At 26.7% G+C, this 22,645-nt stretch carries 21 protein-coding genes; 14 read left to right on the plus strand and 7 right to left on the minus strand.

The window, feature by feature from the left end; all coding sequences use genetic code 11:
- Positions 1–22: 22 nt before the first annotated feature.
- Complete coding sequence (gene helD / locus NT01CX_RS03885) at positions 23–2,308, plus strand: RNA polymerase recycling motor HelD (protein WP_011721741.1); 2,286 nt, start codon at positions 23–25, stop codon at positions 2,306–2,308.
- Between the two features lie 40 nt (positions 2,309–2,348).
- Complete coding sequence (locus NT01CX_RS03890; protein WP_011721742.1) at positions 2,349–3,536, plus strand: FprA family A-type flavoprotein; 1,188 nt, start codon at positions 2,349–2,351, stop codon at positions 3,534–3,536.
- A gap of 114 nt (positions 3,537–3,650) precedes the next feature.
- Here NT01CX_RS03890 and NT01CX_RS03895 read toward each other — a convergent pair whose 3' ends face one another.
- Entirely contained in the window at positions 3,651–3,836 is a 186-nt protein-coding gene (locus NT01CX_RS03895) for an aspartyl-phosphate phosphatase Spo0E family protein (protein ID WP_039226166.1), read from the minus strand.
- A 292-nt stretch (positions 3,837–4,128) separates the two neighbouring features.
- On the opposite strand from NT01CX_RS03895, the gene glpX reads away from it, so the two are divergent.
- The 5 genes from glpX (at position 4,129) to NT01CX_RS03920 (ending at position 9,217) form a co-directional block, all read left to right on the plus strand.
- Positions 4,129–5,097, plus strand: coding sequence for a class II fructose-bisphosphatase (glpX, locus tag NT01CX_RS03900; protein ID WP_011721743.1), 969 nt, complete (start codon positions 4,129–4,131; stop codon positions 5,095–5,097).
- 174 nt (positions 5,098–5,271) lie between these two features.
- Entirely contained in the window at positions 5,272–6,195 is a 924-nt protein-coding gene (gene hprK / locus NT01CX_RS03905; protein ID WP_011721744.1) for an HPr(Ser) kinase/phosphatase, read from the plus strand.
- Positions 6,179–6,730, plus strand: a complete 552-nt coding sequence (locus NT01CX_RS03910) for a 5-formyltetrahydrofolate cyclo-ligase (RefSeq protein WP_011721745.1) — start codon at positions 6,179–6,181, stop codon at positions 6,728–6,730. Before hprK ends, NT01CX_RS03910 begins: the two co-directional genes overlap by 17 nt.
- A gap of 45 nt (positions 6,731–6,775) precedes the next feature.
- Positions 6,776–7,717 (plus strand): magnesium transporter CorA family protein, encoded by a 942-nt coding sequence (locus tag NT01CX_RS03915; protein WP_011721746.1) that lies wholly within the window; start codon positions 6,776–6,778, stop codon positions 7,715–7,717.
- 90 nt (positions 7,718–7,807) lie between these two features.
- Positions 7,808–9,217 carry an aminopeptidase gene (locus tag NT01CX_RS03920; RefSeq protein WP_011721747.1) on the plus strand — a complete coding sequence of 470 codons (1,410 nt, stop codon included), beginning with the start codon at positions 7,808–7,810 and terminating at the stop codon, positions 9,215–9,217.
- 51 nt (positions 9,218–9,268) lie between these two features.
- On the opposite strand, the gene NT01CX_RS03925 is transcribed toward NT01CX_RS03920, so the two are convergent.
- On the minus strand, positions 9,269–9,466 hold the full coding sequence (locus NT01CX_RS03925) for a hypothetical protein (protein WP_011721748.1): 198 nt from the start codon (positions 9,464–9,466) through the stop codon (positions 9,269–9,271).
- A 53-nt stretch (positions 9,467–9,519) separates the two neighbouring features.
- Positions 9,520–10,353 carry a PHP domain-containing protein gene (locus tag NT01CX_RS03930; RefSeq protein ID WP_011721749.1) on the minus strand — a complete coding sequence of 278 codons (834 nt, stop codon included), beginning with the start codon at positions 10,351–10,353 and terminating at the stop codon, positions 9,520–9,522.
- Positions 10,354–10,515: 162 nt separating this feature from the next.
- Between NT01CX_RS03930 and NT01CX_RS03935 the strand changes: the two genes are divergently transcribed.
- Positions 10,516–13,437, plus strand: coding sequence for an insulinase family protein (locus NT01CX_RS03935; protein WP_011721750.1), 2,922 nt, complete (start codon positions 10,516–10,518; stop codon positions 13,435–13,437).
- A 52-nt stretch (positions 13,438–13,489) separates the two neighbouring features.
- Here NT01CX_RS03935 and NT01CX_RS03940 read toward each other — a convergent pair whose 3' ends face one another.
- Together NT01CX_RS03940 and brnQ are read right to left on the minus strand one after the other, a co-directional pair.
- The gene (locus tag NT01CX_RS03940; protein ID WP_011721751.1) at positions 13,490–13,978 is read right to left on the minus strand and encodes a DUF4883 family protein; all 489 of its coding nucleotides are present in this window, start codon (positions 13,976–13,978) and stop codon (positions 13,490–13,492) included.
- An 82-nt stretch (positions 13,979–14,060) separates the two neighbouring features.
- The gene (gene brnQ / locus NT01CX_RS03945) at positions 14,061–15,389 is read right to left on the minus strand and encodes a branched-chain amino acid transport system II carrier protein (RefSeq protein WP_011721752.1); all 1,329 of its coding nucleotides are present in this window, start codon (positions 15,387–15,389) and stop codon (positions 14,061–14,063) included.
- Between the two features lie 327 nt (positions 15,390–15,716).
- Here brnQ and NT01CX_RS12205 point away from each other — a divergent pair, with 327 nt between their 5' ends.
- Positions 15,717–15,872 carry a hypothetical protein gene (locus NT01CX_RS12205; RefSeq protein ID WP_011721753.1) on the plus strand — a complete coding sequence of 52 codons (156 nt, stop codon included), beginning with the start codon at positions 15,717–15,719 and terminating at the stop codon, positions 15,870–15,872.
- Between the two features lie 84 nt (positions 15,873–15,956).
- Here the strand turns inward: NT01CX_RS12205 and NT01CX_RS03950 are convergent.
- Positions 15,957–17,395, minus strand: a protein-coding gene (locus NT01CX_RS03950) for an IS1182-like element ISCno1 family transposase (protein WP_148195532.1) whose coding sequence is annotated in 2 segments (ribosomal slippage) — positions 15,957–17,113 and positions 17,113–17,395 — 1,440 coding nt in all. Because the reading frame shifts where the segments join, the coding sequence is not laid out codon by codon here.
- 295 nt (positions 17,396–17,690) lie between these two features.
- Between NT01CX_RS03950 and NT01CX_RS03955 the strand changes: the two genes are divergently transcribed.
- The 4 genes from NT01CX_RS03955 to NT01CX_RS12210 all read left to right on the plus strand — a co-directional run bounded on the left by NT01CX_RS03955 (position 17,691) and on the right by NT01CX_RS12210 (position 20,366).
- On the plus strand, positions 17,691–18,449 hold the full coding sequence (locus tag NT01CX_RS03955; RefSeq protein WP_011721756.1) for a hypothetical protein: 759 nt from the start codon (positions 17,691–17,693) through the stop codon (positions 18,447–18,449).
- Positions 18,450–18,590: 141 nt separating this feature from the next.
- Entirely contained in the window at positions 18,591–19,670 is a 1,080-nt protein-coding gene (locus NT01CX_RS03960; RefSeq protein ID WP_011721757.1) for a M24 family metallopeptidase, read from the plus strand.
- A 95-nt stretch (positions 19,671–19,765) separates the two neighbouring features.
- A complete protein-coding gene (locus NT01CX_RS03965) occupies positions 19,766–20,095 on the plus strand; it encodes a hypothetical protein (RefSeq protein ID WP_011721758.1) in 330 nt (109 codons plus the stop codon).
- A 124-nt stretch (positions 20,096–20,219) separates the two neighbouring features.
- Positions 20,220–20,366, plus strand: a complete 147-nt coding sequence (locus tag NT01CX_RS12210) for a hypothetical protein (protein ID WP_187146699.1) — start codon at positions 20,220–20,222, stop codon at positions 20,364–20,366.
- A 73-nt stretch (positions 20,367–20,439) separates the two neighbouring features.
- Here NT01CX_RS12210 and NT01CX_RS12215 read toward each other — a convergent pair whose 3' ends face one another.
- On the minus strand, positions 20,440–20,592 hold the full coding sequence (locus NT01CX_RS12215; protein WP_011721760.1) for a hypothetical protein: 153 nt from the start codon (positions 20,590–20,592) through the stop codon (positions 20,440–20,442).
- Between the two features lie 217 nt (positions 20,593–20,809).
- On the opposite strand from NT01CX_RS12215, the gene NT01CX_RS03970 reads away from it, so the two are divergent.
- Positions 20,810–22,582: an FUSC family protein gene (locus NT01CX_RS03970; RefSeq protein WP_011721761.1), complete on the plus strand. Its 1,773-nt coding sequence runs from the start codon at positions 20,810–20,812 to the stop codon at positions 22,580–22,582.
- Positions 22,583–22,645 lie beyond the last annotated feature (63 nt).

Raw genomic sequence — 22,645 nt, forward strand, 5'->3', positions numbered from 1 at the left:
AATTTTATATTAGGAAGAACTTATGAGTATAGATAATAAAGAATTGAATAGTGAACAAGAGAAGCTAAAAGAAACAAGAAATTGGATACAAATTCAGATTGATGATATTGAAAAGGACAAGAAAGAATTAGAAGAAAAATTATTAAAAATACAAAAAGAAAAAAAAGGAAATAAAGTTGAGTTTGAAACGAATTTAAAATTACATGACAAATTAGTTGAAAACTTTAATAAATATAAAGAAGCAAATGGTGAGCCGTATTTTTCAAGAATTGATTTTAGAGAAAAAAATAAGGATATAGAGAATATATATATTGGAAAATTCAGTCTTTATGATCATAAAACTGAAAATGAAAAAGTAGTTGATTGGAGATCGCCTATAGCAGATTTATATTATAGTGGGACAGAAGGAAAAGTGAGTTACAAAGCTCCTGTGGGGGAGATAGAAGGAGAGCTTTTATTAAAGAGAAAGTTTTTATTTAAAGACGAGAATTTAGTAGATGCTTTTGATGAAGGTATCAATGAGATAATTTTAAATTCTGGAAAAAGCAATAGTGAAGAAAATGTTCTTATAGATGAATTTTTAAAAATAACTTTAGAAAAAAATGTAGGAAATAAGTTAAAAGATATTGTAGCAACCATACAGAAGGAGCAAAATGACATTATACGAGCTGATCTTAGAAAACCTATAATAGTTCAGGGGTCAGCAGGTTCAGGTAAAACTACAATAGCCATGCATAGACTAGCTTATTTGTTATATAGGTATAAAGATAGGATTATGGGGGAAGATGTCATGGTAATAGCTCCCAATAAATTATTTTTAGATTATATATCTGATATACTTCCAAGTTTAGGTGTGGACGAAGTAAAACAGACTACATTTGAGGATTTTTCCTTAGAATTTTTAAACCTAAATAATAAGATATATACTAAGGATGAAAAACTTTCTAATATACTTGAATGTGAAGATAAAAACAAAAAGAACTTAATAATGAATGCAAGTAAATTAAAAGGAAGCTTAATTTTCAAAACTATAATAGACAGATATGTAAAATATTTGGAAAATTCTGATTGCTTTATAGATGATTTAAAAGTTAGAGATTATGTAGTATTTAAAAAGACATTTATAAGAAAATTGTATCTAAAAGATTTAAAGTATCTATCACTCAATAAAAGAAAAGAAGAAATAAAAAGATACTTTAATGGAAAAATAACAGAAAAAACTAAAATTATACAAGAATATATAGATGAAGATTATAAAAACAAAATAAACAACATTAAAAAAGAAGATTTATTTGAGAAAGATAAAAGAAACAAAATAATAGAATTATATGATTTAAGAGATAAGGAAAAGGAAACTGTAAGAGAAGAATTAAAAACTTCTATAAAAAACTTTTTTAAGCAATGGGAAAAACAAGATTTATTAGAAGACTATTATAATTTTATAGAAGATGAAAACCTATTTAATCTTATAACTAGTAATAAAATTCCAAAGGTTTTACATGACCATATGATACAGGAGATACATGAAAATAAAAAGAACAGTGTAATTGATAGTGATGATTTAGCTGCCATAATGTATCTAAAATCTAAATTATACGGAATTAACAAAAAATTTAAACACATCGTTATAGATGAAGCACAAGATTATAGCTTCTTACAAATGGAGGTTATACGAGAGTTTTCAGTAAATAATTCAATGACTATTGTAGGAGATGTAGGGCAAGGAATTTACTATTATAAGGGAATTGAAGACTGGCAAAAGGTTATTAAAGATATATTTAAAAATGAAGTAAGTTATGTATCTTTAACCCAAAGTTATCGTTCAACTATAGAAATTATAGAAGTTGCAAATAAAGTTCTTGAAAAACAAAATAATTCACTAAAGTCAGCAATGCCAGTATTAAGGCATGGTATGAAGCCAAAATTTATAAAATATGCTAAAGATGAATGTTTTTGTAATGAAGTGGACTCTATTGTGGATAAATTAAATAGTTTGGGAAAAAATAATATATGTATAATAGGAAAAGACATTAAAGAATGTAATCATATTAATGCTATATTAAATAAATTTAGTAAAAATCAGTGGAATATTATACATGACGAAAAGTGTTTAAATAGCAAAAATAAAATAATACCATCATACATGACAAAAGGTCTAGAATTTGATTGTTCTATAATATATAACTGTAATGATAAAAATTACAGTAATCAAGAAATGAATAAAAAGCTTTTATATGTTGCCCTAACAAGAGCTTTGCATTTTGAATATATATTTTATAAAGATAGCATGTGTGAGTTTTTTAATTAGGGTATTTAAAAGTTAAAAAGCTTTTAGTAAGGAGGACTTTATGAAAAATATAGAGTTAAAAGAAAACATATATTGGGTGGGTGTAAAAGATCCTGGTCTTGAAGTATTTGACGTTATAATGGAAACAAAAAAAGGTAGCACATATAATTCTTATCTTATAGATGATGAAAAAGTTGTTGTAATAGATAGTGTTAAAAATGGGTTTTGGGATCAATCTTTAAAAAATATAAAATCAATAATAGGCGATAGAAAAGTAGATTACATAGTGGTTCAACATACAGAATTAGATCATAGTGGTTCTATTATTAAATTTTTAGAAGAATATCCTGATGCCACAGTTATAGCAAGTATAGCTGCTTTAAATTATTTAAAAGAAATTTTAAATAGAGATTTTAAAGGAAAAGCTATAACAGAAGTAAAAGAACTGAACATAGGTAAAAATACACTTAAATTTATTTCTACACCAAATGTTCACTGGCCAGATACTATGGTTACTTATGTGCCAGAACAACATATACTATTTACTTGTGATGTTACAGGAGCTCATTATTGCAGTGAAGATGGAAGCATTGAAAGCAATATTGAAGATAGTGAATACAGACATGAATTTGAATATTATTTTAACTGCATAATGTCACCATTTAAAAAATTTGTTTTAGCTACATTAAATAAAATAAAGGATTTAGATGTTGATATGTTAGCTCCAAGTCATGGACCTATTCATAAAGGAGAAAATGTAGTTAAGGTTCTTGAAATCTATAGAAACATGGCAACAGAAAAATCTATTGAAAATAATATACAAATTTTATATGTATCTGCTTATCATAATACAGAGGATATGAGTAAGTATATATGTAACAAATTAAATGAAAAAGGAATAAAAGCAGAATGTCATGATATAACAGAAATAGGAATAGATAAATCATTAGAATTAATCAACAATTGTAATGGATTTTTAATAGGTTCTCCTACTATAAATCAAGATGCGGTTGAACCTGTATGGAAAGTGTTAACATCTATTTGTGTAATACCTGCAAGAGGAAAAGTAGCAGCAGCTTTTGGATCATATGGATGGAGTGGAGAAGCAGTTCCTATGCTTACAGCAAGATTAAAATCTATGAAATTGAAAGTAGTTGACGAAGGATTTAGATTTAAATTTGTTCCAGGAGAAAATGATTTTAAAGAAGCAGATGAATTTATAGATAAGTTTATTTCTTTACTTAAATAATATGAATAAATAATACTAACATATGTATAATCCCTACAAATAGTATAACACTTTATTTGTGGGGAATTTTATTTATGATATACACTCAGTAAGTATGCAATGAATTTCATAAAACTAATTTTTATTTGGACTAACTTTATATAAGAACATATTTTTTTCGTATTCTACAAGAAGTTTGTCCAACTTATGACTACAATTAACGACTATATCATCAGTTAGTGGATACATATATATTAAATCGTGAAGATTCTCTCGACAGATTTGAATTTGATTTTCCAATAAATATATTTCAACACCCATAATATAACACCCCTTTCAATATCCTTATGTATATTTTTACAAAAAATAAAAACAATGTCAAGCAAAACCAACATCAAAATACTTACATAAAATTTTAAAAAAAGACAAATAAATAAAAAATAAATTATTCATTGAAATAGAGTAGATTATTTTTATGTTAATCTTGTATTATATGATAAATGTGTTATAATAATTATGATATTTTTCAAAAAAGAATATATTATATTAAATTTACATAAAAAATAATGCGAATAAAGTTTTATTATTTATATAAAATGTGGAGGGTTTGTGAATGAATAATTTAGATGTATCTATGGGATTAGTTAGAGTAACTGAGGCTGCTGCATTAAATGGGGCCAAGCTTATGGGTAGAGGAGATAAAAATGCTGCCGATCAAGAAGCTGTAAATGGAATGGAAAAAGCTTTTAATATGATGCCTATAAGAGGTAATGTTGTTATTGGTGAAGGAGAAATGGACGAAGCTCCAATGCTTTATATTGGACAAAAAGTAGGGGTTGGACAAGAAGATATGCCAGAAATGGATATTGCAGTTGATCCTATAGATGGAACAGTGCTTATTGCTAAAGGATTACCAAACTCAATAGCTGTAGTTGCTATGGGACCAAAAGGAAGTTTATTACATGCACCAGATATGTATATGAAAAAAATAGCTGTAGGACCTGGAGCAGTAGGTGCAATTGATATAAACAAATCTCCAAAAGAAAATATTATAAACGTTGCAAAAGCATTAAATAAGGATATAGAAGATTTAACAATAATAGTACAAGAAAGAGAAAGACATGATTATATAGTAGAGCAAGCTAGAGAAGTTGGAGCAAGAGTAAAATTATTTGGAGAAGGCGATGTAGCTGCTATACTTGCATGTGGATTTGAGAACACAGGAATAGATTTAATGATAGGAACAGGTGGAGCACCAGAAGGAGTAATTGCTGCTGCTGCTATTAAATGTATGGGTGGAGAAATGCAAGCTATATTAGAACCACACACTGAAGAAGAAATTAAAAGATGCAAAGAGATGGGTATAGAAGATATAAATAAAGTTTTAACTACAGATGATTTAGTTAAAAGTGATGATGTTTATTTTGCTGCAACAGCTCTTACTGATAGTGATTTATTAAAAGGAGTAGTTTTCTCAAAAAATGATATGGCAACTACTCATTCAGTAGTAATGAGATCAAAAACAAGAACTATAAGATTTGTAGAAGCTGTGCACTGTGCAGAAAAAAGTTGTCTTTTATAAAATTTAAATAAATATACATAGAGTCAAAGAAAGATCTATCTTGTGAATACATAAGATAGATCTTTTGTTTTAATATAGTAAATATAATTATTTTTATTAAAAAATGATATAATGTAAAAGATAGATAATAGATATCATTAAATTTAATTAATTATATATGAAAAAGGTGAGTAAATGAAGATTACTGTTGAAGATATAATAAAAGATTTAGAACTTGAGGTACTAGTTCAAGGAGAAAAAGATAAAGAAATAAAAACTAGTGATATAAATAGACCGGGACTTCAATTTGCAGGATTTTATAGTTACTTTGCAAATTCCAGAGTGCAAGTTATAGGTAATGCGGAATGGAGTTTCCTTAAAAATATGCCTGTAGAACTTATAAGAAAAAGAATGAAGAAATTTTTTGAATTTGATACCCCTTGTATAATTATTGCAAGAGATCTAGAACCACATCCTCAATTAATAAAAAATGCTAAGCTACATAAGAGATGGGTTCTAAGAAGTAAACTATTAACTACTAAAGTGGTAACTAAGCTCATGAATTATTTAGATGCAAAATTAGCACCTGAAACAAGAATGCACGGAGTTTTAGTGGATGTTTATGGAATAGGAATGCTTATAACTGGGGAAAGTGGTATTGGAAAAAGTGAAACTGCATTAGAGCTTATAAAAAGAGGTCATAGATTAGTTGCAGATGATGCAGTTGACATAAAAGAAATAGATGGTGTACTTAGAGGAACATCTCCATACATAACTTCTGGTATGTTAGAAGTAAGAGGAATGGGAATTATAGATATACCTGCTCTTTATGGATTGAGTTCTGTACTTCAAAAGAAAACCATTCATTTAGTAATATATCTAGAACAATGGAAACCAGATAGAAATTACGATAGACTTGGAATAGATGATGATTTTCTTGAAATTCTTAATGTACCAGTAAAAAAACTTACTGTACCTATAAGACCGGGAAGAAACTTAGCTGTAATAATTGAGGCAGCAGCAGCAAACTACAGATATGGGTTAATGTGCAAAGTATCTCCTGTTGAAACAATAAATAATAGAATGGAAAGCATGGTACGAAATGAATCAAAAAGATAAGATAAGAAGTTTAATTAAAGAAAAAAGAAATGCTTTAACTGAAGAAGAAAAAAGAGTTAAGGATGAAAAAATATTTACCAAAATAATAAATAGTGATTATTATAAAAAGTCAAATGTAATTTTTTTATATGTGAGTTTTAAGGGAGAGGTTGATACCCACAGGTTAATAAAACATTCCTTAAATATTGGAAAAACAATATGTGTACCAAAAGTAATATCTAAAAAAGAAGGTATGGAAGCTATTATACTAAATTCTTTTGATGAATTAAATCCTGGAAAGTACAATATATTAGAACCTAAAGATAGTTGTAAGAAGATTAATACAAGTCATATACAACTTATACTTATGCCTGGAGTAGCATTTGATAAAAATTGTGGAAGAATCGGATATGGAGGAGGATTTTACGATAGATTTTTAAATAAAATAGATAGTAGAATTCCAAAGATAGCTTTAGCCTATGATTTTCAAATTTTAGAGAATATTCCTTGTGAAGAACATGATATTAAAGTAGATGGAATAATAACAGATTTATAAGATAATACTAATAAAAAATGTAACCTTATACAAGGATGATGACTGGTGCAAGTTATAGATATAATAAATGATTTTAGTGATTGTACTGATAATTGGAAAGTAGGCAAAAGTAATTACTGGATATTGGCTAATGAAGAAGAATTAAAAGAAATACAAAATAAAATTTCTCTAGAGAATAATTTTACAGAATTTAATGAAGTTCTAAAAAGAGATTCATCTAAAATAATTTTTTTCGATAGTTATATGTTTTTAAGATTTAATATACTAGCCTATAGAAATGAAATAATTAAAGTTAGAGAGCTTGATATATATTTAAGCAAAGATTATATAATAACTGTTTATAATAATAACATAACAGTTATAAAAGAGCTTATAGATGATATAAAGAATTTAAAAAATTGTTTCACTCTAAAAAATAATCCTAAACCTTCAATGATACTTTACTATATATTAGATAGAATGATTCTAAAAAATTATGACATAATGAGTATTATTGAAGAAAAGGCAGACAAAATAGAGATGGAAATACTAAAAAGTCCATCTAGGAAACAAGCTGATGCTCTCATACATTTAAGACGTCAATTGTATAGAATACGAAAATTCTTAAATCCAATGAGATATATAGGGGATACTTTAATAAGTAACGATAACCTAGTAATTGATGAAAAGGATATAAAGTATTTTAAAGATATTAACGGAAAAATAAATAAACTAATGAACAACTTAGAAAGTCTAGTGCAAAATTTAGCTTTGGTAAGAGAAGCATTTGAATCAGAAGTTTCCAATAAGACTAATGATTTTATGAAAGTATTTACAATAATAACAAGTATATTCTTGCCTTTAGAACTTATAAGCGGTATTCAAGGAATGAACTTTACCAATATTATTTTTAGCAATTCAGTATATGGATATTATTATACTTTAATTATTATGGCTATAACAACTTGTATTCTTATAAGTATTTTTAAAATAAAAAAGTGGTTATAAAAACTTTTAAATATATATTTTGTGATATAATGAAAAATGATGGTAAATAAGAATATTTAACTATAAAAATTATAATAAGGGGGACTAACCATGGCAGAAAATAAAGTTAAATTAGAAAAAAACTATGAATATGCTTGGGACAAATATTCAGAAGAAGAATTAAAAGAAGTATTTTTATTAAATGACAGATACATAAACTTTATGTCAAATTGTAAAACTGAAAGAGAATGTGTTGATGAATTCATAAAAATAGCAGAAGACAATGGATATAAAAATATTAATGATTTAATAGCTGAAAATGGAAAGTTAAATCCAGGAGATAAGGTTTATGCAAACAACATGGGAAAAACTTTAGCTATGTTTGTAATCGGAAATGAACCTTTTGAAAAAGGATTAAGTATATTAGGAGCACATGTAGACTCACCTAGACTTGATTTAAAACAAAATCCATTATATGAAGATTCTGATTTAGCATTATTTGATACTCACTATTATGGTGGAATCAAAAAGTATCAATGGGTTACATTACCACTAGCAATTCATGGAGTTATTGCAAAAAAAACTGGAGAAGTTGTTAAAGTTGTTATAGGGGAAGATGAAAACGATCCTGTAGTTGGAATATCAGATCTTTTAATTCACTTAGCTGGTAATCAAATGGATAAAAAACTAGCAAAAGGAGTAGAAGGTGAAGATTTAAATGTATTAATTGGAAGTATGCCAATTAAAGATAAAGAAGCTAAAAATAGAGTTAAACAAAATATATTAAGATTATTAAATGATAAATATGGAATAGATGAAGAAGATTTTGTATCAGCAGAATTAGAAGTAGTTCCAGCTGGACGTGCAAGACATTATGGATTAGATAAGAGCATGGTTATGGCTTATGGTCATGATGATAGAGTGTGTGCTTATACTTCTTTCGAAGCTATATTAAAAGTTGAAAATCCATCAAAAACTTGTGTAGCATTATTAGTTGATAAAGAAGAAATAGGAAGCGTCGGAGCTACAGGAATGCATTCAAAATTCTTTGAAAATGTTGTAGCAGAAGTTATGAATCTATTAGGAGATTATAATGAACTAAAATTAAGAAGAACTCTTACAAACTCAAAAATGTTATCATCTGACGTAAGTGCTGCATTTGATCCAAACTATCCATCAGTAATGGAAAAAAGAAATTGTGCTTATTTTGGTAAAGGAGTTGTATTTAACAAATACACAGGAGCTAGAGGAAAATCAGGTTCAAATGATGCAAGTGCAGAATACATGGGAGAAATAAGAGACATTATGGAAAAACACAATGTATCATGGCAAACAGCAGAACTTGGAAAAGTTGATGAAGGCGGCGGCGGTACTATAGCATACATTCTTGCTGAATATGGAATGAATGTTATAGATTGCGGAGTTGCTGTTCAAAATATGCATGCCCCATGGGAAGTTGTTTCTAAAGCAGATGTTTATGAAACTATGAGAGCTTATTGTGCATTCTTAAAAGAAGCATAATAAATCAAAAATAAAAGGCATAAATAATATGCCTTTTATTTTATGTATAAACTAAATTGCACCACTATTAAGAATTATATAATCTTCAACTGCTTCTCTATATTTATCATTAACTATGTCTTCTAACAAAAATGGGCTATGAGTTTTAGGATTTATACTTTCAGTTAATATTCTATTTGCTATAATTTCTACAACTTTATCGTTAATAGAATTGTTAAAAATATTTTTGTTAAAGTTTGAGAATTTCATTTTAAAGATAACCCCCCTGTATAAATAATAAATTATTGGTAAGATACAGAATATTATAAATTTAAAAGATTTAAAAAGCTTTCAAGGTTATTTTTAGTTAAAAATGCGTCGCCGATATAGCCATGCTTTGTATCTGTTTTTCCGAGGCCATGATAATCTGAACCACCAGAAATTTTTTTATTATATTTCTTTGCTAAATTAATAAATACTTCTGTTTCACCTGGTTTGTTTAAAGGATATACGGCTTCAATGCAATCAAAATCATATTTTAGAAGTTCTTCTATTGGAGATTTATTTATTAGTGTGGGATGTGCAAGTGATGTAATTGCATTGGCAGATTTTAAAACTTTAATACCTTCTTCTATGGAAATTTCTTTGTTAGGAACATAAGCAGGACTATCATTTCCAATCATATTATCAAATATAAAATCAAAATCATAAGGGTATCCAGCATTAACAATTGCTTTTGCTATATGAGGTCTTGCAATTACCCCTTTATTGTCTTTAAGTATTTTATGAAAGTCCAATTTTATATTAAAAAAGTTATACAGATTATCTAAAATTTTCTTAGCCCTTTTTATTCTATAATCTTGTATCTCTTTTAAATAATTTTGAAAAAAGTCATTTTGGTATGAATTATCTTTAAAATATCCAAGTATATGAATACTTTCATTATTATATCTTGTTGAAAGTTCTATACCAGGAATTACTTTAACACCAACTTCTGTGCCACAAGTTATAGCTTCATTTATTCCAAATGTATTATCGTGATCTGTAATTGCTATAATATCAAAGCCTTCTTCTTTGGCTAAGTTAACAAGCTCATAGGGAGAGAGTTTTCCATCGGATGCTGTTGTGTGTAAATGAAAATCGCCTTTTTTGTACATAAAATTCACCTCTAATTAAAAAATAAACAACTTATTAGTAAGTATACACTTAAGTATATAATATTATAAAGAAATAATAAGGTAATTTCAAAAATTATATATTTTTTAGAGGGAAGTTTGGTAGAATATATAATATATAGATTTAAACTAGGAGGTATATAGATGGAGTTTCAATTAAATAATGAATATCATGGATTTAAGTTTATAGAAGAAAAAGAAATAAAAGATATAAATTCTAAAGTTAGAGTATTTTATCATGAAAAAAGTGGTGCAAAACTTTTAAATTTAGAAAATGATGATGATAATAAAGTTTTTGCAATTGGTTTTAGAACTCCACCAAGTGATAGCACAGGTGTTCCTCACATTATGGAACATTCAGTTCTTTGTGGTTCTAGAAAATTCCCTATAAAAGATCCATTTGTAGAGCTTGCAAAAGGATCACTGAACACATTTTTAAATGCTATGACATTTTCAGATAAAACAATATATCCTGTTGCCAGTAGAAATGAAAAAGATTTCTTCAATTTAATGGATGTATATTTAGATGCAGTATTTTATCCTAATATATATAAACATCCAGAAATACTAATGCAAGAAGGATGGCATTATGAACTTGATAGTAAAGAAGATGAAATTACTTATAAAGGAGTAGTTTATAACGAGATGAAGGGAGCTTTTTCATCTCCAGAAGATATATTATTTAGAAAAATACAAGAAACATTATTCCCGGATACAACTTATGGCGTAGAATCAGGTGGAGACCCAGAAGTTATTCCAAAGCTTACACAGGAGCAATTTTTAGATTTCCATAAAAAATTCTATCATCCATCAAACAGTTATATATACTTATATGGTAATGGAGATTTAGATAAAGAACTTAAATTCATAAATGATGAGTACTTAAATAACTTTGAAAAAATAGATGTAGATTCTAAAATAGAAGTTCAAAGTCCATTTGGTGAAATTAAAGAATTTACTTATGAGTATCCTGTAGCAGAAGGTGATGAAGGGAATGATAAAAGTTTCTTTAGTTTAAACTTTGTTTTAGAGAATAGCACTCCAGAAACTTCATTAGCCTTTGAAATTTTAGAGTACTTATTATTAGAAACACCAGCTGCACCACTTAAAAAAGCTCTTATACAAAGTGGAATAGGAAAAGATGTTTACGGATATTTTGATTCAGGAATACTTCAACCTGTATTTAGTATAGTAGTAAAAAATGCTCATGAATCTAAAAAAGAAGAGTTTCGTAATATAGTTTTTGATATATTAAAAGATCTTGTTTCAAATGGAATAGATAAGAACTTAATAGAGGCTTGTATAAATATAAAAGAATTTAAATTAAGAGAAATGGATACAAGAACTTATCCAAAGGGATTAATTTATTATACTAAAGCAATGGATAGCTGGTTATATGATAAAGAGCCATATATTTATTTAGAGTATGAAAATGCACTTAAAGAAGTTAAAAAGGCACTTACTTCAAAGTATTTTGAAGAACTCATAGAAAATCATTTAATAAATACAAAACATGGCTCATTACTAGTATTAAATCCTAAAGCAGGTCTTGCAGAAGCAAAGGATGAAGAATTAAGAAAGAAATTAAGTGAATATAAAGCATCGCTTTCAGATAAGGAATTAGAGGAATTAGTAAGTGAAACTAAGGCTTTAAAGGAAAGACAAATGAGTGGTGAGAAAAAAGAAGACTTAGAAAAAATACCACTACTTTCTTTAGAAGATATAGATAAAAAGGCTGAAGAATTTTCACTACAAGAAAAAAGTATTGAAGATAATAAAGTATTATTCCAACCTATGTTTACTAATAAAATAGCTTATGTAAAACTTATATTTGATACTAAAACTATAAAAGAGGAACTTATCCCTTATTTATCACTTTTAGCAGGAGTACTTGGCAAAATAGATACAGATAAATATACTTATGGAGATTTATCTAATGAGGTTAATATATATACTGGTGGAATAAGTTATGCTCCAGTTACATTTGTACAAAACAATACAAAGGATGAATTTAAGCCTAAATTTGTTGTAAAATCAAAGGCTATAGTTGATAAAGTTCCTAAGTTATTTGAAATAATAGAAGAAATTTTACTTAATACTAAATTTGATAAAAATAGATTAAAAGAAATAATAAGAGAAATGAAATCACGTTTAGATATGGCTATGTTTGATTCTGGTCATATTGTTGCAGTAAATAGATTGCTTTCATATTTCTCAAATATATCACAATACGAAGAAAAGATTTCAGGATTAGAGTTTTATAAATTTATAGAAGATATAGAAGAAAATTTTGATTCTAAACATGAAGAAATCATAGAAAATCTAAAAGAAGTACAAAAAACAGTATTTAATAGAAATAATCTAATTTTAAACTTTGCAGTTGAAGAAGAAAACTATGAAAAAGTAGAAGAAAGTTTAAAGAGATTTATAGGAAAACTTAATAATGAAACTCTTAAAACTTATGAATATGATTTTAAATGCCACAAAAAGAATGAAGGATTATTAACTCAAGGTAATGTTCAGTATGTAATGAAAGGATATAATTATAAGGATTTAGGATATTCTTATAAGGGAAGTATGCAAGTATTAAAAGTAATAGAAAGCTTAGATTATTTGTGGAATAATATTCGTGTTATTGGAGGCGCTTATGGTGCTTTTGCAAGTTTCGGAAGAAGTGGAAACATGTTCTTTGGATCATACAGAGATCCTAACATAAAAGAAAGCTTAAATGTATATGATAATGCTTATGAATATTTAAGAAATTTTGATGCAGATAGTAGAGAAATGACAAAGTATATAATAGGAACAATAAGTTCTCTTGATACTCCGCTAACTCCTTCACTAAAATCAGAAAGAGCTATATCTTATTATTTGAGTAATATAACTAAAGAGGATATTCAAAAGGAAAGAGATGAAGTTCTAAGTTGTACAAAAGAAGATATAAGAGAATTTGCAAATATGATTAAGGATTGTATGGATCAAAATTATATATGTGTACTTGGTAATTCCATAAAAATAAAAGAAAACAAGGAACTATTTAATGAACTTGTAGATGTATTTAAATAAAATTAAAGGTAAAAACCACTCTATTTAATAATAGGGTGGTTTTTTATATTTCTTATTTTTTTATACTATTTTGATTTTTAAAGAAGGCATTTTTACAAACATTATATATACTGAATCTATAAGGTATATTTATTGTACTTATGTAATCCATAGAGAAATCACCATCCCAAGGCTGGACAGATAAATATTCATGATTATAAACATTCATAACATATTTTTTAGAGCTTTCAGGGAATGAGAAAAATATTTTATAACTAGGTTTTTCATCAAAAGATGATGAAGGAGTTACAAAGTTAGGTTTTTTTAGTTCTTTTAAAAAGCTAAATATTATTTGTATGTCCTCATTTGAAACATCTTGGGTTTTATAGTAGTTTGTATCTAAAACTTTAACTTGTTTTTTTTGATCTATATTTAAATTTTTAGCAAGTAAATTTGTATAATAAAAATTATTAGGCTTTTTTCTAGTTAAGTACATTTTTCCACACATTGCAATACAGGAAATCAATGCTAGTACAATAAATATAAAACTTCCTTTTTTCAAAGTCTGTTCACCCCTTTTTTACTTATATAGATAAAAATATGATTAACTTTAATATAATATTACAAAATAAAAAGAGGCAGGATTAAATTCCTGGCTCTTCAAATAGTTCTTTATTAAAATCAGTATTTTTATATACTTTATTGTTTAAAGTAAAGTATGAAATTACAAATGCAATTAAAGCGGGTATAACCCATATAAATCCTAAACTAGATAGTGGAATAAAATTAAAAATAGTTTTTGTAAAATATATATTAGGATTTATTGAATGTATAGTGCTTATTATAGAAAATAATAATGTTACATAAACAGTTATAGATACAATAGAGTTATTCTTAATTATATTACCTAAAAGATTTAATAATATAATTACTATTATCACAGGATATAAAATATCTAAAACTGGTGATGCAAAAGATACTATTTTATCAACACCATTAAGTGCTATTATCATGCTTATTATAGAAATTGCTATAGCATTAAATTTATAAGGTAGCTTTCCTTTTGAAAGTCTTGTAAAAAATTCTGATGCTGTAGCAGTAAGTCCTATAGACGTTGTTAAACATGCAAGTCCAACAGATATGCTAAGGGTAACAGTTCCAAAGGAACCTAAAATATTTTTTGCGATTTCAGTAATTAATTGAGTTTTACTTATATCTTGTCCAAATAAAGTAGTAGTTTGTGATCCAAGATATAAAAGCCCTCCATATATGAAGCTAAGACCTATTACTGCAACAATACTAGAATATATGGTTGTCTTTAATATACTATTAGAAGAGGTATACCCCTTATTTTTTACAGAAGTTATTATTATAGATGCAAAAATTACTGCTGCCATTGCATCCATAGTTTGATATCCTTGAAGTAATGATCCAGAAAACAAATTATTAAAATGAGTATTTGTGATTGGACCTATTGGTAAAATAATGCCTTTAATTATTATTAAAGATAACATAATCATTAAAATAGGTGTTAAAAACTTACCTATATTATCCACTATAGAGGTTGGATTTAATACGAATGCAAGTGTAATGATAAAATAAATCAAAATTATTATAAAAGGTTTCATTGATGGAAATAATGGATGCAAACTAAGCTCAAAAGTTGTAGCCGCAGTTCTAGGTATAGCAACCATAGGTCCTATAGATAGAATCAATGCTGTAGTAGTTATTATTGAAAACTTTTTCCCAACCTTATTAGCCATTAATTCAAAATTTCCACCACTTTTTATACAAGAAAGTATTCCAAGTAGAGGAAGTCCAACACCAGTTACTAAAAATCCTATTATTGATATCAAAAAGCCTGATCCAGTTTCTCGTCCTAGTGCAGGAGGAAATATTAAATTGCCTGCCCCAAAAAACATAGCGAAAAGTGCAAAACCAATCACTAGATAGTCTTTTATTCTTTTGTTCATACAAGTCCTCCTTAAAAGATATATATTTAAGATAATACCATAAATACAGCTTTAATACTAATACAAATTTAGTTAATGCAACTATTTTTTAGCACAATCAATTTTAGAACAAATACAATAGGAAGCATACCAGTTCCTGGAGCATATGTAAAGCTAATTATTTTTTATCAAATGTACCAGCAGATTTAGGAACCCTATCAGGAGTTATTAAAGATAGTGTAGGTTTACATGTGTCAGGTGCTGATGTAATATTATACAGTATAATGAAAGTTTAAAATAAAGTAGGGCATCCTAAGTATAGATTATATATTTAAGGAGGAATCTACTTTGAAAAATCACAAAAATAAAAAATCTAAAATGATTACAGAAAAGCTTTCAAGAGAATATGATAAGGTAAATACTGAAGCAGCCGAAGATATGGGAATGCCTAATACAGATAAAAAAAGAAAATTAGGTAAAGGTTGTCCTATAAACCAACTTTAATATTAAGATAAAAAAGACTAGAATTATAAAAAAATAATTCTAGTCAGATTGTTCAAAAAGCCCCCAACAATTGGGGGCTTTTGTTTACGCCAAAATTCTTTTATGCGATAGCATTCGAAAAATATTTATTATGTATGTTAATTTGGAATAAATTTGAATTAATGTACACAAAAAATAATGCGATAGCACCATGGCTATCTTTTTCATATTCTGAACTGCCGCTGTAAGTAAGCATTGTTCAGAAACATTTTTAATTCCTCGCATGCGACAATAACGTAGCCCATGTAATTCTTTTGAATCAGCAAAGCTACGCTCAATCTTTTCTTTACGTCGTTTGTAAATACTTTTACCTTTTTCTGTTTTAGTAAAGCTAAAAATTTGATCTTTATAGTCTTCCCAAACATGACGACGTATAGTTCTATTAATGGATTTATCAGATGTTAAGCAATTATTTTTATATTTGCAATAAGCACAATGCTCCGCATTACTTAAATATTCTTTATAACCTTCCCTCGTAGTAGTTCTATATTTTAAAAAGCAATTATTAATACACACATATCCATCTAATTCTTTAACATACTGAAATCTATATTTTGTATATTTTCCTTTAACATGGGGTCCTAAACGGAACCCAAAAACACCTTGATAATTTTTGTCTGAAATTTGTTTACAAATAGGATTCGTAGAATATCCGGCATCTGCTACTAAATATTTTGTATTAAAATTAAACTTTTCTATTTGAGTTTCTATTCTTTTAACATAAGGATCTACATCGTTTATATTCCCGGGAGTAACATGAACGTCTGTTATAATATTATACTTTCCGTCAACAGTTCTATGATCTAAATAAAAAAAGCCTTTAGGTTTTCCATCTCTAACCATATATCCACTGTCTGGATCAGTTGTACTTACTTTTATTTCCTTAGTTTCAGCTATTTTAGTCTTTTTTTTTAGAGGCTTTTTATTATGATTAATTCTATCTTTATTAATGTCATTCTCTAATTCATCAAAGTATTCCTTTGTGGATTTAGTTATTTCTTTTTTAATAAATTTATGTTTATTAGCGTTAGCTTTTAAGTGAGTAGAATCAGTATATAGAATTTTGCCATCAACCAAGTTTCTATTAATAGCTTGAAATACAATATTATCAAATATTTCTTGATGTATATTTGTATTACTAAATCTTTTTGTTCTATTCTGGCTTATAGTGGAATGACTTGGTATTTTATCAGTAAGTCCTATCCTAAAAACCATCTGTAAGCTACATTTACCTGGATTTCTTTTACAAGCTGACGCTCTGAACGTATACCGAATAGGTATCCGATAAAAAGCATTTTAAATAATACAACTGGGTTTACTGAAGGTCTGCCATTATCAGGACAATATAAATCCTTAGTTAAATCTCTTATAAATGAAAAATCTATGTATTTATCTATTTTTCTAAGTATATGATTTTCAGGTACTAAATTTTCTATATAAACTAGTTCTAATTGATTTTGTTTTCTTTCATTATTAGTAAGCATTTTTCCTCCGTAGGAGCCCTAACGGGCTAAAAGATTTATTGGTTTAAAATATATATTCTACATAAAAACTAAAAACCCTTTTTGTAATAAATGTAAAAAGGCTGTTGACAAATTATGTTTATCAACAGCCTGACTAGAATTATAAAAAAATAATTCTAGTTTTTTTTACAAAGTTATCATAAAATTCACAGTTAAAACTAGATATAATCATGAACTATTGTAAGTGTACAACCATATTATAAGTAATGAGAAAGAATATATAATATACACTTATTTTATTAAGGATGTGAGTTTTATGAAGTTAGATGAAAAACAAGAATGGTATATGACTGATAGATGGAAGGACTGTATATGTAATTCTGAAAACTATAGTTGGGATGATAACTTCATATGGGGAGACCAATGTGACTATAATGATGGATTTCGTTGGAAATGCCATGATGATTGTAATTTAGTACATTCAAATTATGAGATTGAAGATTGTGAGGTGGAAGAAGATATAGATGAAGATATTGAAGATGATTATATAGAAGAAAACATTAGATATATACAAGGACCAGAGGGACCACAAGGACCACCATCTCAATGGATAAATAGTGTATGTGTAGAACCTGTGAAACATGTATTACAACAATTGATGCAAAATGATGTAGATGATTTAGAGGTAGGTATAGAAAAGCAAGGAACAATATTAAACTGTAGAGTTGTTTCAATAGAAAAATCAGTTGTAAAATTTCAAACTTTAGATAATTATGTACTAGTTCCTATATATCAAATTGTAGGAATTTATACAAATTCAATAAAAGATATTACTTTAATGAATACTGAAGAATCGTACAATGATATAAACTGTGATTGTTGTGAAGGAGATCTAAGACAGTGCCTTTCTAATGAAACTGGAAAAATGGTTAGATTAAATACTCGTTCAGGAGATGAATTATTTAGAACTTTAACTGGAAATATAACTAGAGTTGGAAGAGGAATAGTGGTGTTAAACGAGAAATTAGTTTTAACTACAACAAAAATAGTATCAGTTGAAGAAGATTTAGATTAAAGTCTATTTAAAAGATAATTGTATAATTTAATTATTTTAAGGTTGTTGATAAAGATAATATCAGCAACCTTTTTAATTGGTTTATTTATAATATTTCAAGGAGTATAATAATAATGTATTATTATAGGGGGAGGATTTAGAATGAATCAAAATAGAGTAAATAAAATTATACAAAATATGAATGACAATAATTTAAAACAAATAATTGTAACATCAACAGCATCCATATTTTATTTAACTGGAAAGTGGATAGAACCAGGAGAAAGAATGCTTGCTTTATACATAAATAGCAATGGTAATGCAAAGTTTTTTGTTAACGGACTTTTTCCAATAGAAGAGGATTTGGGTGTTGACATGGAAGTATATAGTGATTCAGAAGATCCTATAGAAAGATTACTTCCTTTTATAGATGAAAATGAAGTTTTAGGAATAGATAAACAGTGGCCTTCACATTTTTTAATTAGTCTTATGAATAAAAATAGCAAGTTAAAATTTAAAGATGGCTCATCAGTAGTGGATGAAGCTAGAATGGTAAAAGATAATGAAGAAATTGAACTTATGATAGAAGCATCAAAAGTAAATGATAAGGCTATGGAAGAATTAATTAGAGATGTTATACCAAAGAATGTTACTGAAAATAAAGCTTGTAAGTTATTAGGTGATATATATGAAAAATATGAAACTTATGAATTTTCTTTTTATCCTCTTATAGCTTATGGTAAAAATGCAGCAGAACCTCATCATTCTTCAGATGATAGCAAATTAGAAATAGGAGACAGTATAATCCTTGATATAGGAGGAAAAACAAATTTCTATTGTTCAGATATGACAAGAACAGTATTCTTCGGTAAACCAAAAGAAGAGTATATAAAAATATATAATACAGTATTAGAAGCGAATTTAAAAGCTATTGAAACAGTAAAACCAGGTGTTAGATTTTGTGATGTAGATAAAGTAGCAAGAGATGTAATAACTAAAGCTGGATATGGTGAGTATTTTACTCATAGAACTGGGCATAATGCAGGAATAGATGTTCATGAATTCCCAGATGTAGGAGCTAATAATGAAATGCTCATAAAAGAAGGAATGATTTTTTCAATAGAACCGGGAATATATATACAAGGAAAAGTAGGAGTTAGAATAGAGGACTTAGTTCTAGTAACTAAAGATGGATGCAAGGTATTAAATAGTTATCCTAAAAAACTTCAAATAATTGAATAATAGAATATAAAAAATACAGCCAATTGGCTGTATTTTTTATGCATATATCACTAAATTACGACAAAAAACATACTATGAATTGAGGAGGAAATTCAATGAATATTTTTTCTTTAATTGTAGTTGCTATAGTAGGAGAGGCTGTTTGGGAGAGTCTGAAAATGGTTTGGCAAAAAGGAAAAATTTGTATTGATAAATTAGGTGCATTGGTAGTCTGCATAGTACTTGCTTTAGATACAGACATAAATATATTATCTCTTGCTGGAGTACCAACTAAAATTCCTTGGGTAGGGGTTATTTTAACTGGAATTGTAATTTCAAGGGGAGCAAATTTTACTCATGATATAGTTTCAGCCATAAATAATGTGTACCAAAATTTAAAAAATACATCAAATACAGAAGAAAATAAGATAGACAAAAAGGATTAAAAATATAATATTAATAAAATAAATTTAAAAGGCCAAGCTAAATGCTTGGCTATTTTATAATAAAAAATTAGAAACTTACATAAAAACATTTAAAAAATCAATACTAAATAATGAGGTGATAAAAATGGATGAAAATATAAAAGAGAAAATAGATAGTATGGAAAAAGAAATAGAAGAACTAAAAGAACAGGTTAAAAGCATAAAAAGAAAAGAGGATTTTACAGGCAATGTAATTTTTAAAGAACCTATAAAAAATTATTATAATAGATAAAATTTAAAAATAAAGTATTATTAAAAAATGGGCTATAAAATATTTTTTAATAATACTTTTAAGTTTGTATACGCTATAAATTTAGTAATTTATCTTTTATAATTTTGTTTTGTTTTAATTTCTCAATATATGAATCATTAAATTCACTATTTTCTTGTAAGATAACCTTTATATCTTGAAGTTCTCTAAAAATTTTTTCTAATAAAATCTTTTCATCATTAGTCATAATGATAACCCCCTCATAAAAATTAGAATTACTATAAGCTAATTATAGTACGGAAATGACAAAAATAATACAGGTTATAAAATGAATATAATGAAAAAAATGAAAACGATTGAAAATAGTTTTTATTATCATGTTTCAATATTATAAAAATATTGTTAAATAAACATTATTTGTGATATACTCTTCTTTACTGTCTAAAAAAGGAGTGAGGAAGAGCATGAAGATAAATAAAAAACTTATATTTTCAAAAACTATTTTATTTATATTTATAATATCCTTTATAATTTTATTTCAAAAATTATTTGGAATAGAAAATACTCTTATAGGGGTAACTGTAATAACTGCTGCACTAATGCTACTAGAAGAAGATTTGACAATATCGCCTATGAAACATTTGGCATACTTAATAACAATTAATCTTCTGCTTGGAGTATTTTCATTTATTGCAAGTAAAAATCTATTTGTAGGTATACCTATAAATTTTATAGCAATGTTTATTATAGGATTTTTATTTTGCTATGATTTAAAAACTAATCTTTATATACCTTTTGGACTTCAGTATTTATTTATGTTAAGTGTACCAGTTTCTAATGAACAAATTTTAATGAGATTACTATCCTTAGTAATTGGAAGTGTTTTTATTATGATTTTACAACTTATATGTAACAAGCATAGACTAGTAAAATCAACAAATAAGTCTATAGAAAGTATATTTCAGGAATTAATTAATAAAAACGAAGCAGTAATATCTAAAGAAGATTATAATTGTATAGATATAAGTATTGAAAAAGAGATAAAAAAGATAAAAAAACTAGTATATGGTAAAAGGAAAAATGGGTTTTATTTAACTGAAGGTGGACGAATAAAACTTAATATAGCATTTATATTGCAAAGTATAAATTTATGCATGAATGATTTATACACTGATTATGAGGAAAATGACTATAAAGAAATTTTAAAAGCTGTACAAGATAAGCTTATAAGATTATACAAGAGCAAAGACGATAAAAATGCATTAAATAATATTAAAAAAGAAATAATGGAATGTATAAATGAAGAAAAGATAAAAAGTAATTCTCTATTAAAAAGAATACTAGTAAACTTAGATATTTTATGCAATTATTTTATACAACTAAATGAGTTAGAAAATCATGATTGTATAAATAAACATTATCCTATTCCACAAGATTTTAACATAATAAATATATTAAAAAGAAATTTTAATTGTAGTTCTTTAAGATTTACCTATGCAATTAGAGTTTCTATATGTGCTACCATATCTATATTTATAATGGATTATTTTAAAATATATGAAGCGAGATGGATGGCATACACAGTTTTTGCAATTGTACAACCGTATGGGGAAAATTCAAAGAGTAAATCTTACAATAGAATAAAGGGAACATTAATAGGTGGGTTAATATTCTTAGTGCTTTTTACTATAATTAAGAATCCACTTATAAGATCAATAATCGTAATGGGATCAGGATATATAGATGGATATAACACAAGATACGATAGAAAAATGATATGCGTCACATTGTCTGCCCTTGGAACAGCGGCAATAACATCTAGTGTAGGAACGGTGTTTTTGTACAGAATGTTATTTGTGTCTTTAGGATTAATTTTAGCTTTACTTGTAAGTAAGTTTATACTACCTTATATATTAAAGGATTCCAGTGATGATCTAATTAAAATGGGTAATTCTACAGTAGACAAGTTAATAGAAGAAGCTAAATTATATATAGTAGAAAAAAATAATAATCATGCTATAGAAAATTTGTTTATAATATCATCCCTTATAGAGGAAAAGTTTGATAATCTTCATAGTCATATACAAAGTTATGAAGAAGTTTTAAAAAATAAGAAAAAAATAATATCTAATATATATGAAATGTATATATGGGCTGAAAATGATAAAATCTTATATAACAACTTTAGAGAAAAATTATATGCTTTAAAGCATTCACTAAATAGCTGTAGTGTATAAAATAAAGATTCAATTATTTAATTTAAAGATTAAAATTTATATTTGTATATAGAATAGGTTTAA

Source organism: Clostridium novyi NT (assembly GCF_000014125.1).
Lineage (GTDB): Bacteria > Bacillota > Clostridia > Clostridiales > Clostridiaceae > Clostridium_H > Clostridium_H novyi.

Bases quoted from the DNA above. Each gene is read 5' to 3' on its own strand.
- brnQ (WP_011721752.1), bottom strand. From the start codon at position 15,389: ATGAACAAAAGAATAAAAGACTATCTAGTGATTGGTTTTGCACTTTTC.
- NT01CX_RS03965 (WP_011721758.1), top strand. From the start codon at position 19,766: ATGAATATTTTTTCTTTAATTGTAGTTGCTATAGTAGGAGAGGCTGTT.
- NT01CX_RS03910 (WP_011721745.1), top strand. From the start codon at position 6,179: ATGAATCAAAAAGATAAGATAAGAAGTTTAATTAAAGAAAAAAGAAAT.
- NT01CX_RS03970 (WP_011721761.1), top strand. From the start codon at position 20,810: ATGAAGATAAATAAAAAACTTATATTTTCAAAAACTATTTTATTTATA.
- NT01CX_RS03935 (WP_011721750.1), top strand. From the start codon at position 10,516: ATGGAGTTTCAATTAAATAATGAATATCATGGATTTAAGTTTATAGAA.
- helD (WP_011721741.1), top strand. From the start codon at position 23: ATGAGTATAGATAATAAAGAATTGAATAGTGAACAAGAGAAGCTAAAA.
- NT01CX_RS03890 (WP_011721742.1), top strand. From the start codon at position 2,349: ATGAAAAATATAGAGTTAAAAGAAAACATATATTGGGTGGGTGTAAAA.
- NT01CX_RS03925 (WP_011721748.1), bottom strand. From the start codon at position 9,466: ATGAAATTCTCAAACTTTAACAAAAATATTTTTAACAATTCTATTAAC.
- NT01CX_RS12210 (WP_187146699.1), top strand. From the start codon at position 20,220: ATGGATGAAAATATAAAAGAGAAAATAGATAGTATGGAAAAAGAAATA.
- NT01CX_RS03930 (WP_011721749.1), bottom strand. From the start codon at position 10,353: ATGTACAAAAAAGGCGATTTTCATTTACACACAACAGCATCCGATGGA.
- NT01CX_RS03895 (WP_039226166.1), bottom strand. From the start codon at position 3,836: ATGGGTGTTGAAATATATTTATTGGAAAATCAAATTCAAATCTGTCGA.
- hprK (WP_011721744.1), top strand. From the start codon at position 5,272: ATGAAGATTACTGTTGAAGATATAATAAAAGATTTAGAACTTGAGGTA.
- NT01CX_RS03920 (WP_011721747.1), top strand. From the start codon at position 7,808: ATGGCAGAAAATAAAGTTAAATTAGAAAAAAACTATGAATATGCTTGG.
- glpX (WP_011721743.1), top strand. From the start codon at position 4,129: ATGAATAATTTAGATGTATCTATGGGATTAGTTAGAGTAACTGAGGCT.
- NT01CX_RS12215 (WP_011721760.1), bottom strand. From the start codon at position 20,592: ATGACTAATGATGAAAAGATTTTATTAGAAAAAATTTTTAGAGAACTT.
- NT01CX_RS03960 (WP_011721757.1), top strand. From the start codon at position 18,591: ATGAATCAAAATAGAGTAAATAAAATTATACAAAATATGAATGACAAT.
- NT01CX_RS03955 (WP_011721756.1), top strand. From the start codon at position 17,691: ATGAAGTTAGATGAAAAACAAGAATGGTATATGACTGATAGATGGAAG.